The sequence below is a fragment of the Mesorhizobium sp. 131-2-1 genome, assembly GCF_016756535.1.
In the GTDB taxonomy this organism is placed as follows: Bacteria; Pseudomonadota; Alphaproteobacteria; order Rhizobiales; family Rhizobiaceae; genus Mesorhizobium.
In genome coordinates, this window is sequence record NZ_AP023247.1 from 2,039,921 (window position 1) to 2,057,548 (window position 17,628).

The 17,628-nt window shown below is 64.7% G+C and carries 13 protein-coding genes; 7 read left to right on the plus strand and 6 right to left on the minus strand.

The genetic code is table 11. From position 1 onward, the window contains the following. Positions 1-149 precede the first annotated feature (149 nt). A complete protein-coding gene (locus JG743_RS10005; RefSeq protein ID WP_244673096.1) occupies positions 150-1,544 on the plus strand; it encodes a lipopolysaccharide biosynthesis protein in 1,395 nt (464 codons plus the stop codon). 10 nt (positions 1,545-1,554) lie between these two features. Next, on the plus strand, positions 1,555-2,649 hold the full coding sequence (locus JG743_RS10010; RefSeq protein ID WP_202300040.1) for a glycosyltransferase family 4 protein: 1,095 nt from the start codon (positions 1,555-1,557) through the stop codon (positions 2,647-2,649). On the opposite strand, the gene JG743_RS10015 is transcribed toward JG743_RS10010, so the two are convergent. Further along, complete coding sequence (locus JG743_RS10015; RefSeq protein WP_202300041.1) at positions 2,635-4,119, minus strand: glucosamine inositolphosphorylceramide transferase family protein; 1,485 nt, start codon at positions 4,117-4,119, stop codon at positions 2,635-2,637. The two genes, JG743_RS10010 and JG743_RS10015, sit on opposite strands and share 15 nt — an antisense overlap. Before the next feature lie 293 nt (positions 4,120-4,412). Here JG743_RS10015 and JG743_RS10020 point away from each other — a divergent pair, with 293 nt between their 5' ends. After that, positions 4,413-5,576, plus strand: a complete 1,164-nt coding sequence (locus JG743_RS10020) for a GNAT family N-acetyltransferase (RefSeq protein ID WP_202300042.1) — start codon at positions 4,413-4,415, stop codon at positions 5,574-5,576. A gap of 80 nt (positions 5,577-5,656) precedes the next feature. Here the strand turns inward: JG743_RS10020 and JG743_RS10025 are convergent, their stop codons facing one another. The 3 genes from JG743_RS10025 to JG743_RS10035 all read right to left on the minus strand — a co-directional run bounded on the left by JG743_RS10025 (position 5,657) and on the right by JG743_RS10035 (position 8,804). After that, entirely contained in the window at positions 5,657-6,883 is a 1,227-nt protein-coding gene (locus JG743_RS10025) for an FAD-dependent oxidoreductase (RefSeq protein ID WP_202300043.1), read from the minus strand. Then, complete coding sequence (locus JG743_RS10030; RefSeq protein ID WP_244673097.1) at positions 6,880-7,746, minus strand: WecB/TagA/CpsF family glycosyltransferase; 867 nt, start codon at positions 7,744-7,746, stop codon at positions 6,880-6,882. Before JG743_RS10030 ends, JG743_RS10025 begins: the two co-directional genes overlap by 4 nt. A 251-nt stretch (positions 7,747-7,997) precedes the next feature. Then, positions 7,998-8,804 carry a MerR family transcriptional regulator gene (locus JG743_RS10035; RefSeq protein ID WP_202300044.1) on the minus strand — a complete coding sequence of 269 codons (807 nt, stop codon included), beginning with the start codon at positions 8,802-8,804 and terminating at the stop codon, positions 7,998-8,000. Between the two features lie 183 nt (positions 8,805-8,987). On the opposite strand from JG743_RS10035, the gene JG743_RS10040 reads away from it, so the two are divergent. From JG743_RS10040 to JG743_RS10050, 3 genes are all read left to right on the plus strand, one after another. Then, on the plus strand, positions 8,988-10,268 hold the full coding sequence (locus JG743_RS10040) for a 4-aminobutyrate--2-oxoglutarate transaminase (protein WP_202300045.1): 1,281 nt from the start codon (positions 8,988-8,990) through the stop codon (positions 10,266-10,268). 32 nt (positions 10,269-10,300) lie between these two features. Continuing rightward, positions 10,301-11,782, plus strand: a complete 1,482-nt coding sequence (locus JG743_RS10045; RefSeq protein ID WP_202300046.1) for an NAD-dependent succinate-semialdehyde dehydrogenase — start codon at positions 10,301-10,303, stop codon at positions 11,780-11,782. A 137-nt stretch (positions 11,783-11,919) separates the two neighbouring features. Next, positions 11,920-13,482: a Ppx/GppA phosphatase family protein gene (locus tag JG743_RS10050; RefSeq protein ID WP_202300047.1), complete on the plus strand. Its 1,563-nt coding sequence runs from the start codon at positions 11,920-11,922 to the stop codon at positions 13,480-13,482. 166 nt (positions 13,483-13,648) lie between these two features. Here JG743_RS10050 and JG743_RS10055 read toward each other — a convergent pair whose 3' ends face one another. Beyond that, the gene (locus JG743_RS10055) at positions 13,649-15,031 is read right to left on the minus strand and encodes an adenylate/guanylate cyclase domain-containing protein (protein ID WP_202300048.1); all 1,383 of its coding nucleotides are present in this window, start codon (positions 15,029-15,031) and stop codon (positions 13,649-13,651) included. A gap of 396 nt (positions 15,032-15,427) precedes the next feature. Then, positions 15,428-16,390 carry a dihydrodipicolinate synthase family protein gene (locus tag JG743_RS10060; protein ID WP_202300049.1) on the minus strand — a complete coding sequence of 321 codons (963 nt, stop codon included), beginning with the start codon at positions 16,388-16,390 and terminating at the stop codon, positions 15,428-15,430. A 95-nt stretch (positions 16,391-16,485) separates the two neighbouring features. On the opposite strand from JG743_RS10060, the gene JG743_RS10065 reads away from it, so the two are divergent. Beyond that, the gene (locus JG743_RS10065) at positions 16,486-17,526 is read left to right on the plus strand and encodes a proline racemase family protein (protein ID WP_202300050.1); all 1,041 of its coding nucleotides are present in this window, start codon (positions 16,486-16,488) and stop codon (positions 17,524-17,526) included. Positions 17,527-17,628 lie beyond the last annotated feature (102 nt).

The following is a 17,628-nucleotide window of genomic DNA, read 5'->3' on the forward strand; positions in this document are numbered from 1 at the left end:
TGCTTACGCGATTCATCTCGCGGTAACGGTAACCATGCAGAGCGTTCGCGCTGGCGCGATTGCCGGCTTTTGCTCTATTCAGGGGCAGGTTTCAGCGTCGGCTCGCCTGCCGCGGGGGTTAGGCCAGTTGATTGCTACAGGGGCCGACGTTGAGTGAGAATCAAGCCGATCGCGACGCCGTGGCCGGGAGCGCCAGCCCCGCGGCCGGCATGCGCATGCCCATCGTGGCGCTCGCCAAGAGCGGCGCGGTGGCCGGCATCATCAAGCTCGCCAGCGCGGGCCTGTCCTTCCTGATGTTCGTCGCCGTCGCGATGGTGATGGACGGACGGCAGTTCGGCCTTTACAGCGCGACCTATGCCGGCGCCAGCCTGGTGTCCTTCTTCGCCTCCGTAGGACAACAGAGCACCGTGCTCAGGTTCTGGCCGCAATATGCCGGGCTCGGCGATCTCAACTCCGCCCACGGCATGATGGCGCGCGCCATTCTCGTGGCGCTGGCGGGGCTTATCGGCTCCAGCCTGCTGATCCTCCTAGTCGGGTTCCTGCCGTTCATCGGCAAGGGCACGCCGGAATGGTTCTCGCTGTGCCTGGCCGCGGCGGTGCTGTCCTTCTCGCTCGGCTGGTCGGAGTTCACCTCCGGCGCCTTCCGGGCCAAGAACGCGCTGATCTCGGGCCTGCTGCCGCGCGATATCATCTGGCGCGCGGCGACGATCGGCATCCTTTTCGTCTGCCATTCCATGCGCGTCGAGATGAGCGCGGTCGAGGCGACCTGGCTGACCGCCCTGCTGCTCATCCTTTCGGTCGTGCCGCAAACCGTGCGCCTGGTGCGCGACACGGCGCGCGCCGAGCGTGGCCCCCTGACGGAAGGGCAGAAGCAGGAATTCAAGACGGTGACGCTTGGCCTGTGGGGCGTCACCTCGCTGCCGCCGGCGCTCGGGCAGGTCAGCACGCTGCTTGTGGCCATGATCCTCGGACCCGAGGCCGCCGGCGCGATCTTCGTCGCCGACCGGACGACGCGTTTCGTGGCGCTTGCGCTCAACGGCATCAACCAGGCGCTTGCGCCGCAGATCTCCAGCGCCTTCTACAGCGGCGACAGGGCGCATGTTCAGCGCATCACCAGCCTCGCCGCGCTCGGCAGCTTCGCGATCGCGCTGTGCGTGCTCGCGGCATTCTGGATCCTGGGCGGCTTCATCCTGTCGCTATTCAATCCGGCCTATGCCACGCCGACCATGCGCGCCACGCTCGTCATCTTCGGCATCGGCGCGGCCTTCGGCACCGCTTGCGGTCCGATCGAGGTCCTGCTGCAACTGACCGGTCTGCAGCATGCGCTGTTCAAGGTGCTGGTCGTCGTCAACGCGCTCGGGCTCGGCGCCACCGCCGTGACCACCTATTTCTTCGGGCCCATCGGCGCGGCCGTCAGCATCGCCGGCACGGTCATCGCCTGGACCTCCATTGCCGTGTTGATCGCCAAGCGTAGAATAGGCATCGACCCATCGATCTTCGGCTTTGCGATGGGAGGGCGGCGCCCGCTCCCCGCGTGGCGCTGAAAGGGCGTATGTGAAGATCATCCAGGTTCAGACCCAGGCCGAGGCCGCGGGCGCGCAACGTATTTCCGACATGGTGAGTGAAGGCCTGCGGGCACGCGGGCACGATGTGCGCACCGTTTTCATGTACCGGAAGACTGACGCCTTCGACGGCGATCCGTATGCGGATTTCATCCTTGCCGAGCGCCCGGGAGGATTGCCCGGACAGGTCCGCGCAGCCATCGGCCTTGCGGCCTATCTGCGCGCGGCGCGGCCGGATGCCGTCATCTCCTATCAGCACTACGGCAACATATTCGGCACCATCGGCGCCCGGCTGGCCGGTGTCCGGCACATCGTCGCCAACCAGAGCGGCGCGCCGCAGACCAAAGGGGTGATGGGCCTGCTCTCGCAGATCGACAAGGTGATGGGCATGTCGGGGCTTTACCAGGCGAATGTCGTCAACTCGGCCTGGACGGAAGCCCAGTTCGATCGCTATCCGCGATCCTACCGGCGGCGGATCCGGCGCATCGATCACGGCGTCCCCGCACCGCAGGGAGACTTCGACAAGGTGGCGGCGCGCGCCGCCTTCGGCTTGCCCCAGGATGCATGGCTTGCCGTCTCGTCCGGGCGCCTGACGCAGATGAAGAACCAGATCGCTCTTGTCGGGGCGCTCGCGCACCTTCCGGATATCCATGTGGCGCTCGCCGGCGTCGGACCGGAGCGGGATGCGCTTGTCGATTTTGCCGGGAACCGGGGCATTGCGGACCGGCTGCATGTGGTCGGCGAAGTGCCCACGGCGCGCATTTTCGAGTTCCTCGCGGCTGGCGACGCCTATGCGTTTCCGTCGACGACCGAGACCTTTGGTCTTGCCTGCGTCGAAGCGGCGATCTCCGGTCTGCCGGTGGTGTCGAACGACCTTGCGGTGATGCGCGAGGTGCTGACGGCCGAGGATGGCGAAGCGGCGGCGATCTTCGTCAAGGCCGATGCCGAGGGCATGGCCGGGGGCCTTGCCGAGATGATCGCCAGGCCGGAACTCATGGCCAGGCTTTCCGCGGCGGGACGGCGGCTCGGACAGAAATATTCGCCGGCGCGGATGTGCGCGGGTTACGAGGCGCTACTGCTTTCCTGAGCGCTTTCGCACTGCCGCGATCCCGTCGATCACCTCCAGCCTGCCGGCGCGGTTGAGCGTGTGGATCTTCGGGTATGGCCAGTCGCCTTGCGGGTCGACCGGCCGCGGCTGCGAAAGCCGCACCGTCCGCTGGTCGAGCTCCAGCAATTCGGATAGGCCGAGCCCGCCGCCATAGCCGAGCGTCCCGTCCTGGACAGGGAGCAGGACACTACCCTCCCGATTGCGGATGAAAGCCCCACCGGGGCGGGCCATGCGAAGATCGATCAGGACAGGGTTCATGGGATGCGGCTTCCACGGGCCGGACAGAGCGGGGGCGGAGAAGACCACAAGCGTGTCGGAAGTGCTGCCGTGGCCGTCGCGGTCCGTTGCGAACAGCCAAAGCAGCCCGCCATGCTCGAGCAGCGTGGCGTCGGAGATCTCACCTTCGACCAGCACCGTCTCGGCGATCCAGCGGTCCGGGAAGCTGGACCCGCGATAGAGGGTGAGCCTGCCGCCGGCGCTGGCCTCGGGCAGCATCCAGATGGCGCCGTCGCGCTCGAACACCTGCGGGTAGGAGAGGTGGTGCGGCTCCTCCAGCACGACCCTCGGCTTTTCAGGGACGCCGCTCGCATCGAATGGAACGACGGAGATCACGGCCTTGCCGGTCGCATGAGGGTAATCCTCGACGAAGAGGAATGACCGTCCCCGCCACTGGAACGGGAAAGGGTCGGCGTAGAAATGGTCGCCCGGATCAGGCAGGACCGACCAGCCGGTCCCGAGCCGGCCCGTCTCGGCCACGCCAGGCGCATCGGTGAAGCGGTAGCCGACGCGCCAATGCGCATGGCGGTAGCCGACGCGCCGTATGGCCTCCCGGCCAAGCCTGGGCAGCGCGGAGCCCAGATAGGCGGAGGCGAAGCCAAACGCCGTTGCCTTGCTGCGGTATCGGTCGTCAGGCGTTCCATCGCTATGGAAGGGCCGGCCTTTGGCGAAGGCCCGCGCGATCGAAACGATCAGGGTCACGGCGCGGGCAAGCACATCCTCGGCGCCAAGTGCCGCCGATTCCCGCTTGTCCACCATCGGCAGAGCCCGGCCCACCACCGTCTTGCCGTCGAGGACGGCCTCGATCACTGGCAGCCTGCCGGCCGCGACCGCTATCGCCGCCATGAGGTCAAAGCGCGAACCGTCGAACAGAAGGCCAATTGTTGGGATGTCCGAAGGTGCGGCGTTGCCGGCAAGGTCGAGCCTCAACGCGGCGGGCCGGCCGCCGGATCGTGCCTCGATCTTGCCTAGAGGTGCGCCGAGGCTGGGCCCCTTCCGTCGAAACAGGCGCTGCTCGAAGGCAAAGGCGGCCTTTGCCGCAGCCGGCCATGCGGCCGCTTCGGGTTGATGCAGCACAGCCACATCGTGACCGTCAGCGCCAAGCCGCTCGATGACGAGCTCTTGCCATCGGCGAGGGGCGGATTGCGGAACAATCACATCGATCGAGACCATGTCATTCCCGTTCGCGGTTGTATTGGTGCTCGGGCTGCGGACACTCGAAAACAAATGGCTTGGCCGAAAAAGCTTACCTTGCAGTTACACTTGAAATCCGCATGCGTGATTTGCGGGAAAATAAATCTCGACTGCCCCGGCCCGATCCTGCGGAACGCAGAATGCATGACAGATTTGCAACCGGCGTCCGAACTCTTGCATATACCAAGTTTCTAACTTTCCTGCGATTTGCCTTGACGCGGAACGCGAGACGTCGTCGATAGATCGGGCCGCTGTCTGCGGGTTCGGATCATATGTTTGAAGTCACTGCCGAGGATTCCTTCGACTTCCGCTCGACGGAATATGCCGAGTTGTTCGCCAACTCGGCGGCAACGGCATTTCAGCACCCGATATGGCTGGCGCAGCTCTATGAGCGGATCGTCCGGCAGAGCTCCGCCACGCCGCTGATCATCGTCGTGCGCGCCGGTCCTGGCGGAAAGCTTGCGATGGTTCTGCCACTGGTCAGGCGTCGATACACGCTGCTCAAGGTCGTGGAATTCGCCGACATGCGCGTCTCCGACTATGTGTCGCCGGTCACCGATGAGGAGACCCTGTCGCGCATCCTGGCCGATAGCCGCACCGTCACGGCGATCCGCAAGCTGTTGCGGCCTTATGACCTGCTGCGCATCGGCAAGCTGGCGGATCGCTCGCTGGCCATGGAGCGCCTGCTCGGCATTGAAAAGCGCGAAAGCATGGGCATGAGCGCCTATTCCAGCAAGCTGGAGCCGACATTCGCCTCCTGGCGGGAACATCAGCTCGACCAGTCCTACCGCAAGGAGCTCGACAAGAAATCCCGGCAGCTCGGTCGAATGGGGGAGGCGCGCTTCGAATGCGCCGAGACCATTGACACCATCCGCACCACATTCGACGCGCTCAAGATCTACCGCGGCAAGCGGTTCGACGGGAGCAACGGCCCTGCTGACCTGCTGCAACAGCAGTCGTATTTCGATTTCTATCTGGCCGTAGCGACAGAAGGATGCGACGGCTTCGCGCGCACCTACACGTTCTGGATGAACGACAGGGCGATCGCCGGCGCGCTTGGGCTTGCGCATAACGGCTCGCTTCTCGTCATACTCGGCGGCTTCGACGAGGCCGGCTACAGGAAGCAGTCAATCGGCAGCCTGCTGTTCGAACAGATCGCGCGCGACTGCATCGCGCGCGGCGACCATTCCCTCGACTTCACCATCGGCGACGAGCCCTACAAGCGCATCTTCGGCGGCCGGCCGTCGCCAATGTGGCAGATCTTCCGGGCGGGGAGCCCGCTCGGCTACGCGGCGCATTTGACGGTGGAGAAACTGCCTGCGGCCAAGGTGCTGGCGCGGCGCGTGCTGCACGGCGAGAGGGCTGCGCCCAATCGCGTGGTCGTATCGCCGGTTGCCGCTGACGAGGAATTGAGTCCCGAAGTCCGAAAAACCTGAAGCGCGTCGCGCTCGGCCGACTGTCTACAAAAGCACGGGCTGGATGGTCGGTGTGGTTTGCGGTCTCGGATCAGCCCGCATTACGTCGCGGCTTCGAGCCTCGGCCTTCCCAGCCCGCGCAGCCTGGCGGCGAAACGGGGGCTCAGCCTGTTGATCCCATGCATGATGCGGCGGCGGCTGAAGTGGAGCTGCCGCCACGCGCGCCAGCGCAGGTCATTCTCGATCGTCAGGCTACGGCGGAAGTCCGCCAGATGAAGCCCGCGCGCATCCATCGCGAGCTTCGCCGGGTCGCCGTAGAAGGTCGCGATCTTCGCGGCCGCCATGCCTGGCGAGGCCATCCATTGCGGCACGTGCACGTTGCACAGGCGCTCGACGTCGGTGAGCAGACGGCTGACGCCCGTTCCGGCCGCGGGGCAGGATGTCTGATAGGCGTCGCCGATCAGGACGACGCCGTCTTTCACGCAATTCTCGGCGACGGTGATGTCGGTCAGCCAGCTCTCGACCTTGTCCATGACCTCGAAATCGCCGAATGCCTTGACGAGCCCGGGCAGGGTGTCGATCAACGTTTCCCTGGGCCGCTCGCGCAAGGCCTTCACCCAGGGGTCACGATGATCCCTGAAGACAAATAGATTGGCGCGCGTGACGTCGGCGGCCGGGAATAGGTTGAGATAGTCGATGCCGTCCGAGGTCCGCTCGCCATAGTAGGTGAGCGCCGGATGCTTGAAGGGGCTGGTCCCCGCCGGGCGAAGGTTGAAGCCGAAGGTCAGCGACTGCCGCTGGTGGACGAACCGGCGCTCGATGCCGAGGTCGCGCTTCAGGATGTCGCCCATGCCGGTGGCGAGCACGAGTAGCCTGGCGGTGACGTCGCCTTGTCCCAGGATCGACACGCGCTGACGGTCCGTTCCCGCCTCCAGAGCGTTGACCCGGCCAGCGATGAAGCGGACGTTTTCGGGCAGTTCAGCCCGCATGGCGCCGACGAGGTCATCGTAGAAGATGCCGTAGTGCCGGGCATGCGTGCGGTCGAGAAGACGCCCCCTGCGGATGTTGACGATCTCATCGAACGCGACGGCCGCGCTGGCCAGCCTGTCCAGAAGGCCGATGCGGCGCAACTTTTCGATCTGGTCGCCGGCGATTTTCTCGACGCGGAATTCCCTGGGAAAGACGGGATAGCGGTCGACTAGCGTGACCTGATAGCCTGCACGGCCGAGCACGTTCGCCGCCAGCGTGCCGGACAGCCCGCCGCCGACGATGACGATCTCCGAGTCGACCCCCGCTGGCAGCGGAGGGCGGGACTGATCGACGGTCATTTGGAATACCTCAATATGGCGTAGATGGCCTGGGGGCTGGTGGTGAAATAGCGCCAGAAAAGCCGGCGCGGCTCCATCAGCACGCGCCACAGCCATTCGAAGCCGGCTTTCTGGACCCAAAGCGGCGCCCTCCGCACCTTGCCGGCAAGATGGTCGAAAAGCCCGCCCGACGTCTTGATGACGCCGACATTCGAAAGGCGCGAGGCAAAGTCGCGGACGAAGATCTGCTCGCGCGGAACGCCAAGGCCCAGCCACAATATGTCGGGCGCGAGCGCATTGATCTCGTCGAGCTTCCGTTCAAGTGTTTCGCCGGCGAGGTAGCCATGCGAGTTGCCGACAATGCGCAGGCCGGGATATCTGGCCTTCATGCCGGCAACGGCGTTGCGGTTCTCGGCCTCCGTCGATCCCAGCAGGTAGAACGTCGTGCCCTCGCGCTCGGCGAGCTTGGCCACATCGTGAAAAAGGTCGGTGGTGGCGACCCGTTCCGGCAGGTGCACGCTGCACAGCAGGCGCGAAGCGAAAACAAGCGGCTGACCGTCGGCGAAGATCTGGTCGGCCGCGCGAAAGAGTCCGGCCGTTTCCGCATTGGCGAGCGTCTGGGCGATGACGTCCCCGTTGGCTGAGGTGAAATAGTAGGGACGGTTTCCGGGGAGATGCCCTCGCGCCGCGGCGATCATCAGATGCGCCGCTTCCCGCCGATCGATAACCGTGATCGGCAGCCCGCCGATCAGTACGGTCGGGAAAGCGGAAAGGTTCTCGGCAAAAGGTGCGGATTCCCGGCGCGCGGCAGCCGCCTCATCCGCTTCGGACGAGGGCTCAGGTCCTTCAACGTCTCCTTGCGGATTTTCCATTGCCCTGCGCATTCGAGAAGTATTCCACCCTCGAATATTCTAGATAAAAGCAGCAGGAAGTTAAGCGATACGTTAATGGTTAGTTAATTCATAACTTTTTACTAAAGTTGTATGCAACCTCTCGATTCTCTACTTCAGCCGAGGCGTGTAAGGCGGTGGCGCGGAAAGGCAAATCCGCCTCTGCTTTGGGCGCCAAGAGGGGGGCGCTGGCCCGCTCGCCGTGACGGCGCCGAGGCTTGCCATCTTTTCGGCAGCCGTCCCGCTCAGAAGGTCGGCGGGGTGTTGATCCAGAGCAGGACGGTCTCGCCGTCGTGGCGATTGCGCCAGGAGTGGTAGCGGCGGCTTTCGAAATACAGGGAATCGCCGGGGCCGAGATCGAAGAACTGGTCGGTATCCAGGACCAGCTCGAGGCGCCCGGACAGCACGTGCATGAACTCCTCACCCTCGTGGCGGTAGGCGCCTTCGCTGGCGGCGCCCGGCGCCAGGACAAAGCGGTGGCAGTCCATCATCGTGCGCCCCTCGGCGAGAAGCTGCACGGTGACGCCCGGCGTGGTTTCCGGCCATGTCCGCCATGCGCCGGCACGCACCAGCGCCGGCACGTCGTCCCGCTCCTCGCCGGAAAGCCGTGAAACGGTGGTGCCGTAATACTGCGCCAGGTCATGCAAGGTCTTGAAGCTGACGCCCTGCGACGTTCGTTCGAGGGTGGAGAGCGTGGAGGCCGCAATGCCGACATCGGCGGCGACCTGGTCAAGCGTCTTCCCTGCGCCATGGCGAAGGCTGCGCAGCCTGCGGCCGAGGTCGGACGCATCCGTGATGTCGGCACTGTCGGACGGCGCTTCGCTTTCCAGCGCCTCGCGGATGGCCGCCGGGTTGAGGCCGCGCTCGGTCCTGTACCAGGCGATCTTCTTCAGCCGCGCCACGTCCTCGGCGCTGTACTGCCGATGACCGGTCTCCGACCGTCCCGGCACGACGAGCCCCTGGCTTTCCCAAAGGCGCAGCGTCGAGGCCGAGACGCCCGCGGATTTCGCCGCCTCCGCCACCTTGTAGCGCACGGGCGTGGCACTGCTCATAAGCCGAATATTCCCGGTTCGTTTGTCTCTCAGCCCTGCCCAGGACCATCGCCGAAAACGGCGGTGGTTTGAAGCCGAAAACTCTGCTTGCATTCTTGCAGAAAAAATGTAGGAAGTTTTTACACGTCTTGCAGAAATTATGCAAGATATCTCTGTTCACCCCCCAAAGCGCAGGAGCGCATGATGGCCGCGACCACCCTCACTGACCGGAAGAATGCAGCGATTTCCCGCGGCGTTGGCATGACCACGCAGATCTATGCCGAGCGTGCCGAGAACGCCGAAATCTGGGACAAGGAAGGCCGCCGCTACATCGATTTCGCCGCCGGCATCGCTGTGCTCAACACCGGCCACCGCCATCCGCGCGTGATCGCGGCGGTCAAGGATCAGCTCGATCATTTCACCCACACCTGCCATCAGGTCGTTCCCTATGAGAGCTATGTGCGGCTGGCCGAGCGGCTGAATGCGCTGACACCGGGCGATTTCGCGAAGAAGACGATCTTCGTCACGACCGGCGCCGAGGCGGTCGAGAATGCCGTTAAGATCGCCCGCGCCGCGACCGGCCGCTCCGCCGTCATCGCCTTCGGCGGCGGGTTCCATGGCCGCACCTTCATGGGCATGGCTCTGACCGGCAAGGTGGTGCCCTACAAGGTCGGCTTCGGCGCGATGCCCGGCGACGTCTTCCACGTGCCGTTCCCGATCGAGCTCCATGGCGTGACGGCCGAACAGTCGCTCGCGGCGCTGAAGAAGCTGTTTGCCGCCGATGTCGATCCGCAGCGTGTCGCCGCGATCATCATCGAGCCGGTGCAGGGCGAGGGCGGCTTCTATCCAGCGCCGGCGTCGCTGATGAAGTCGCTGCGCGACCTGTGCGACCAGCACGGCGTCCTGCTCATTGCCGACGAGGTGCAGACGGGCTTCGCCCGCACCGGCAAGATGTTCGCGATGGATCATCATGCCGTGGCGCCCGATCTGGTGACGATGGCCAAGAGCCTGGCCGGCGGCTTCCCGCTGGCCGCCGTCACCGGCCGCGCCGAGATCATGGACGCGCCGGGCCCGGGTGGGTTGGGCGGCACCTATGGCGGCAGCCCGATCGGCGTCGCCGCGGCCCACGCAGTTCTCGACGTCATCGAGGACGAGGATCTCTGCGGCCGCGCCAACCAGCTCGGCAACCGGCTCAAGCAGCGCCTGGAATCGCTGCGGGAGAAGGCACCGCAGATCGTCGACATCCGTGGTCCGGGCTTCATGAACGCGGTCGAGTTCAACGACAGGACGACCAAGCTGCCAAGCGCCGACTTCGCCAACAAGGTGCGGCTGATCGCGCTCGAAAAGGGCCTGATTTTGCTTACCTGCGGCGTGCATGGAAACGTCATCCGCTTCCTTGCGCCGATCACCATACAGGACGGTGTCTTCGGCGAGGCGCTCGACATTCTGGAAAGCGCGATCCTCGAAGCAAGCGCCGGTAACTAGCCAGAGCCCCCTTCCAGCCCCGGAGCAATGACATGGCCTTCACGACCGCGCTGACAAAGCATGTTTCCTTCTCGTCGCGCTTCCTGCGCGACACCGGCTACATCGACGGTGTCTGGACCGCGGGCGGCGCGACCAGGACCTTCGACGTGCTGAACCCGGCGACCGGCGAAGTGCTGGCGTCGCTGCCCGATATGGGCGCCGCCGAAACGCGGGACGCAATCGCAGCCGCTCATGCCGCGCAGCCGGCCTGGGCCGCGCGCCCCGCCAAGGAGCGCGCCGCGATCCTGCGCAAATGGCACGAGCTGATGGTCGCCAACGCTGACGAGCTGGCGGCCATCCTGACCGCCGAGATGGGCAAGCCCTTCGCCGAGGCCCGCGGCGAGATCCTCTACGCCGCCGCCTATGTCGAGTGGTACGCGGAAGAGGCCAAGCGCATCTATGGCGAGACGATCCCGGCGCCGTCGAACGACAAGCGCATGATCGTCATCAAGCAGCCCGTCGGCGTCGTCGGCACGATCACGCCGTGGAATTTCCCCGCCGCGATGATCGCGCGCAAGGTCGCTCCGGCGCTTGCCGTCGGCTGCACGGTTGTCTCCAAGCCGGCCGAACAGACGCCGCTTTCGGCGCTGGCGCTGGCCGTCCTCGGCGAGCAGGCGGGCCTGCCTGCCGGCGTCTTCAACGTCATCGTCGGGGAAGACGGTCCGGCCATCGGCAAGGAATTGTGCGGCAACGACAAGGTGCGCAAGATCAGCTTCACCGGCTCGACCGAGGTCGGCCGCATCCTGATGCGCCAGTGCGCCGACCAGATCAAGAAGGTCAGCCTCGAGCTCGGCGGCAACGCGCCGTTCATCGTCTTCGACGACGCCGATCTCGATGCGGCGGTCGAAGGCGCGCTCGCTTCCAAATACCGCAATGCCGGCCAGACCTGCGTCTGCGCCAACCGTCTCTACGTCCAGTCCGGTGTCTATGACGCCTTCGCCGCCAGGCTGGCGGCAAAGGTCGCGGCGATGCCTGTCGGCGACGGCTTCGAGACGGGCGTGATGGTCGGTCCGTTGATCGACGACAAGGGGCTGGCGAAGGTCGAGAGCCATGTCGAGGACGCGGTGTCGAAAGGCGCCACGGTGCTGATCGGCGGCAAGCGCATCGAAGGCGCCGGCACGTTCTTCTCGCCGACCGTGCTGACCGGCGTCACCCGCGGCATGCAGGTGGCGCGCGAGGAGACGTTCGGCCCGGTCGCGCCACTCTTCCGCTTCGACACCGTCGAGGATGTGATCGCGCAAGCGAACGACACCGAATTCGGGCTCGCGGCGTATTTCTTCGCCGGCGATCTGAAGAAGGTCTGGCGGGTGGCCGAGGCGCTGGAATACGGCATGGTCGGGATCAATACCGGCCTGATATCCAGCGAAGCGGCGCCCTTCGGCGGCATCAAGCAATCCGGTCTCGGCCGCGAAGGCTCCCGCCACGGCGCGGACGACTATTTGGAAATCAAATATCTCTGCATCGGCAATCTGTGAGGCACTGATTGGTCGCAGCGTTGACCGTCTTTGCGGTAATCTCCGCAGTGTTGTACCGCAGGGAATAGTATGCTGGGATCGGCAGAAAGCCGACGCAGCGTACCGCCAACGAACTGGGTTCCACACGGGGGCGTTTCATGAGGGCCGAGGCCGGCACGAAACCCATCCATCGTCCACTCGATCTCGATCCGAAGCGAGCGGGGCGGCTCGAGCGGGACCCGTACGGCATCATCGATATCGGGTCCAACTCGGTTCGCCTTGTCGTCTATGATCAGCTTGGCCGCGCGCCGCTGCCGCGCTTCAACGAAAAGTCTCTCTGCCGCCTCGGCGATGGGCTTGCACAGACAGGTTTGATCGCCGCGGATGGCTTTCGCCGAACCGTCGAGGCTGTACGCCGTTTCCGCGCCATCGCCGATGCGATGAAGGTGGCGCGCCTCGATGCCACGGCGACCGAAGCGGTTCGACGCGCGGCCAACGGCAAGGATCTGGTCGATACGATCCGCGCGGAAACCGGAATCGATGTTCGCATACTTTCAGGCGCTGAAGAGGCCCGGTTTGCCACGCTCGGCGTCATCTCCGGGTTCTTCCGGCCGGTCGGTGTCGTCGGGGACATGGGCGGTGGCAGCCTGGAAGTGGCCGAAGCCCTTGACGATCGGGTCGGCGAACGCTGGGTCAGCCTGCCACTGGGCGCACTGCCGGTCGAAGCGCTCATGCAGGAAAAAGGCAACGCCAAACGCAGCATCGATGCGTTGCTGAAGGGCGGTTTGCCCTCGTCATTTGGTCATCCGACATTCTTCGCGGTTGGCGGCGGTTGGCGGACCTTTGCCAAAGCGCATATGCTTGCTGTCGGAGCGCCCGTTCAGGTCGTGCATGGTTATCGCATTGCGGCAACCGATGCCCGCGCCTTCGCAAAAACCATCTTGCGATTGTCCGCGTCCAAGCTCGCGGAGTTGGAAGGCGTGCCCAAACGGCGCGTCCGCACATTGCCTGCGGCGGCAATGATGCTTGATCGCGTGCTGAAGCACCTCTCGCCGGAACATCTCGTGTTTTCGGCGCTTGGTCTGCGCGAAGGCTGGCTTTATTCGCAGCTTGCCGAGGAAGAACGCTATCTCGACCCCCTGGTGGAAGGGGCCCAGTTGGTCGGCTTGCCGGCCGCGCGCGTGCCGGACTTTGCCCAGGCGCTGGTTTCGTGGACAGCCGATCTGTTTGACGGCGAAACGCCTGCCGACACCCGCTTGCGGGTCGCCCTGTGCGCTCTCTCCGATCTCGGCTGGCGGGATCATCCCGACATCAGGGCCGAGGAGAGTTTTCGTCGTGTGCTCCAGTTTCCGTTCATCGGGCTGGAGCATTCAGAACGGGCTTTTCTGGCTGTTGCCATCCACGCCCGCTACGCGGGCCGTCTCGACGCAGCCTACCTCGGCCCAGCGCAGAGACTCTTGCAAGGGGAAAGGCGTCGCCACGCCGAAGTGCTTGGTCGGGCCATTCTGCTTGCCTATCGGCTGTCCGGCGGCACTCCGTCGGTACTGGCAAGCTCGCGCCTTTCGATTGGCCCGAACCGCGTGCGTCTTGAGGTCGGAAGCTCCGCCCGCGTGCCTGACAGCGAGGCCGTCAGCGAGCGGTTGTCGCTGTTGGCAGCCACCGTAGGCGCCAAGTCATCTGAGATCACCGAATTCGATGAGACTGAAAAGGAGGATAGGTGAGGCAGCGGTTTCTGGCCCACGAGCGCCGCAGCGTGCCCAGCGTCGGGGGCGGTTCATTGCGGCGGTCGCGCCCTCTTCCGCTTCGGCCTCGACCGCGAGGGGCCCGCCGCGGCGTGCACGACTATCTGGAAAAAAGGCGAGGCGGGATCGCGACGGACCGTCGCTTTCACTCGAGCCCGATCCACACAAAGCCATCCTGCTTTCGGCAGGGATAAACGATCAGCTTTGAGCGGTTTTTCGAAATGTCACCCAAATATTCCATGCCCGCCCTGGTACCGTCGTGCTCCAACTTGGCCCAGTCCCTGATTTCACCGGTAAGCAGGTCGAAACAACTCTGATGCCAGCGGCAGACCAGGCCAAGATCCGCGGTGATCGTGCTCTCCGTGTGCGGGAGCTTCAGCTTTTCGGTCTGAGCGGAACTTCGGCGCTCGTAGAGCGGCAGATGAAGATGCGGGCAGGCATTGTTGAAGGCGCAATAGCTGTCGGATCCGCGAACGACGACGATATCGTAGTCCTCAAAATCGAGCACCCGGCGTTCGTAGGGCCGAAGCTCGCCGTCGGCAAAAGCGCGGATCCACCTCCTGCCGCCCTGACGGATGGTTTCACGAGGCCGTTTGGCATTCAGCTCGGCGTCGATTTCGGGCTTCAGCCCGACGATTTCGAACAGGCTCGTGCGCTCGCCGGTACCGCGAAGGCGTACCCTGACGAAGTCGGCGATTTCCACCTTGTCGGCGATCTGGTCGCGAAGGGCCTCGGATATCAGCAGTCGCGTACCGGCATCCTTGTTGGCCGCCTCGATCCGGCTGGCCACATTCACCACGTCGCCGATTGCCGTGAGACGTTCGTGTCCGGCAAAACCCAATGTGCCGATGACGGCTTCGCCATAGTTGAGGCCGATCCGAATATCGAAATCGATGCCATACATCGAGGCAAAGAACGGCTTCAGACGATCGACTGTCGCGAGGGTCTGAAGCGCGGCGTTCACGGCGCGAAGTGGAGCGTCGGGCTGGTCGTCGATACCGAATATTGCCATCAGCCCATCGCCGATGAGCTTGTCGATGAAACCACCATTCTGCTCGATGATGTCGCCGACCTGGGCGAAGTAGCGATTGAGTAGGTACATCACGTCGTAGGGCGAAAGCCGCTCAGACAGCGCCGTGAAATCGACAATGTCGCTGAAGAAGACCGCAACATGCTTTGCTTCGCCGCAACGCGTAGCGGCAGAACCGCCGAGCTGGCTGGTGATCATCAAGTCGGTTTCGTCCAGCACCAGGCGTCGGACGCGAATCTCGCCTTCCGGCCTGAGCTGACAGGCCAGCCGAACCTCGTCCGCCAATCTCAACCGGTCCGCCATCGAAGTCTCAGCTGAATTTCGGTCCGGGCAGGTCTTCAGGCCATCCAGTACCCAGACACGGCATGTCGAGCATTTTGCCCGGCCGCCGCAGGCATGTGCGAACGGCACACCCGACCTGAGAGCCGCCTCGAGCAAGGTCTCATCGGCGGCCACGTCAAAATCGATTTGGTCAGGTAGAGCGGTTACTTTGGTCATGTTCTTGAACAGGCGTCTGCGCGTTGACCGGCTTGCCAGTGTAGCACCGATCGGCCCAGGCAATCGAATCATGTATCTTGCAGGCACCGACCGCTTTGCATTGGCAGTGATCGTTCGCCTGGCGGAACGCGAATGTCGGCTCCGCGCGTCTATGCCGTTCCGCGAGCTCGCATGCTCCTTTCGGTCCAAAAGCATTGATCCGCAGGCCGGACGTTGCCCCGGCGGCTATCCATTCTGGCCAGCCGGCGCGCGTCGCCGGGCGGTCGTTGGCGTGGCTCAGCGCGGCTTCACCAGGAGCGGGAACGCTCCTCTGCGGACCTGTGATGCATGCAGCAATCGCATACTCATCGACAACCCGTCGCCGTCGTCCGCGTTCGGACTCAGACCTAAGCTGGTTCAGGCCGCGTATCTCTGAACCACGCCGGGCTGTCTCGACCACTGGGAATACCAGGTGTCGAATAATTTGAGCTGGGCTTCGGCATAGCCGCGCTGGCTGTCGCTCAGGGCGTCCGTCTCGTTGAAGTGCAGCCTGTATTCGGGATTACCCTTCAGCACCATCATGTGCTTGAAATAGAGCACCAGGTCGGGACCTTCGTCGAAGGAAGAGAGAACGGCGAGCGCGGCGTCCAGCTCCTGCGCGCGCTGGCGGGCTTCGGCGTCGCCCCTGGCGGCCGCCTGGCTCAGCCCGACCAGGTGGAGCACTTCCTTTGGCAGGACATTGCCAATGCCGGTGATGGCGCCGGACGCGCCGCAATTGACGAAACCGTGGAAGACGGCGGTGTCGACGCCGATCATCAGCGCCACCTCATCGTCGCGGCTGGTGATGTTTTCGGCCGCATAGCGCAGGTCCGACGGTCCGCCGAATTCCTTGAATCCGACCAGGTTCGGATGTTCGGCGCGCAGCGCGAAGAACAGGTCGGCGCGCGTGGCGAAGCCGTAATAGGGGCTGTTGTAGATGACCGCGGGCAGGTCGGGCGCGGCGGCGAGGATCGCCTTGAAGTGGTGGCGCTGGGCCGTCACCGAGGGTCCGCGCGACAAGACGCGCGGGATCACCATCAGGCCTCGGGCGCCGACCTTCTGCGCATGGGCGGCATGGGCCACGGCGCTGGCGGTGTTGACCGCGCCGGTGCCGACGATCACCGGCACGCCGGCCTTCACCAGCCGCTCGACCCCCTGCATGCGCTGCTCGTCCGTGAGCAGCGGCCAGTCACCCATCGAGCCGCAATAGACCACGGCGGACATGCCGGCGGCGATCAACTCGCGTCCCTTGCGCACGAGCGCATCGAAATCGGGCTGGCGATCCTCGTTGCACGGGGTCATCAAAGCCGGCATGCAGCCGGAAAAGACATTGGCGCCCATTGGGATTCTCCTTGAGACTGGCTGGCAGATTGACCAGTTTGTCCCGGAGCGGCACTGCTTGCCAAGCAAATAGTGGTGGAGGCCAGGGAGAAACAATGCGCACCAAAGCAAGCATTCGTGTCGTCGGCTGCCATGCCGAAGGGGAGGTCGGCGACGTCATCGTGGGCGGCGTGCTGCCGCCGGCGGGCCGCACGATGATGGAGAAGATGATCACGATGGAGCGTGATCACGACCATATAAGGCGCATGCTGATCTGCGAGCCGCGCGGCAGCGTCGCGCGCCACGTCAATCTCCTGGTACCGTCGACGCGCGATGACTGCGTGGCCGGCGCCATTATCATGGAACCGACGGAGTACCCGCCGATGTCCGGTTCCAACACGATCTGCGTCGCCACCGTCCTGCTCGAGACCGGCATGGTGCCGATGCTGGAGCCGGAGACGCGCTTCAAGCTCGACATGCCGGGAGGCGTCATCGAGGTGCGCGCCGAATGCCGCGACGGCAAATGCCTGTCGATCACTCTCCGCAATGCGCCGGCCTTCGCTGAACGGCTTGACGCCAGCATCGAGGTCGAGGGGCTCGGAACGCTCACGGTGGACATCGCCTATGGCGGCATGTTCTACGCCATCGTCGATGCCAGGGCGCTCGGCTTTTCGGTCGCCCCCGACGAGGCCCGCGAGCTGGCGGTGGCGGGCGAGAAGATCAGGCGTGCCGCGCGCGAGCAGCTCGATGTCGTCCATCCGGAATTCGACCATGTGCGCGGCGTGTCGATCGTGCAGTTCGCCATGCCGTTCCAGGGGCCGGGCAACGTCACGCGCAACACCTGCATCGTCTCGCCGGGACGTTCCGACCGCAGCCCGACGGGGACCGGCACGTCGGCCCGCATGGCCGTGCTGCAGGCGAGGGGCCAGATGGATGTCGGCGACGTGCTGATCCATGAATCGATCATCGGCTCCCGCTTCACCTGCAGGATACTGGAACTGACTGAAATCGGCGGGCGCAAGGCGATCGTTCCGGAGATCACCGGCAGGGCCTGGATCACCGGCGAGCATGCCTACTATCTCGATCCGACGGATCCCTATCCCCAGGGCTATGTGCTGTCCGATACCTGGGGCACATCCACTTCCGTCAAGCAGTAGGGGTCGAAGCCTATCGAGGCACCTCCTGGCAACCGATGACGCGACCGCGACAATCACCATGTGTGCGCCGTGTGCGCGTCCCGAACGCACTTGACGTATCCA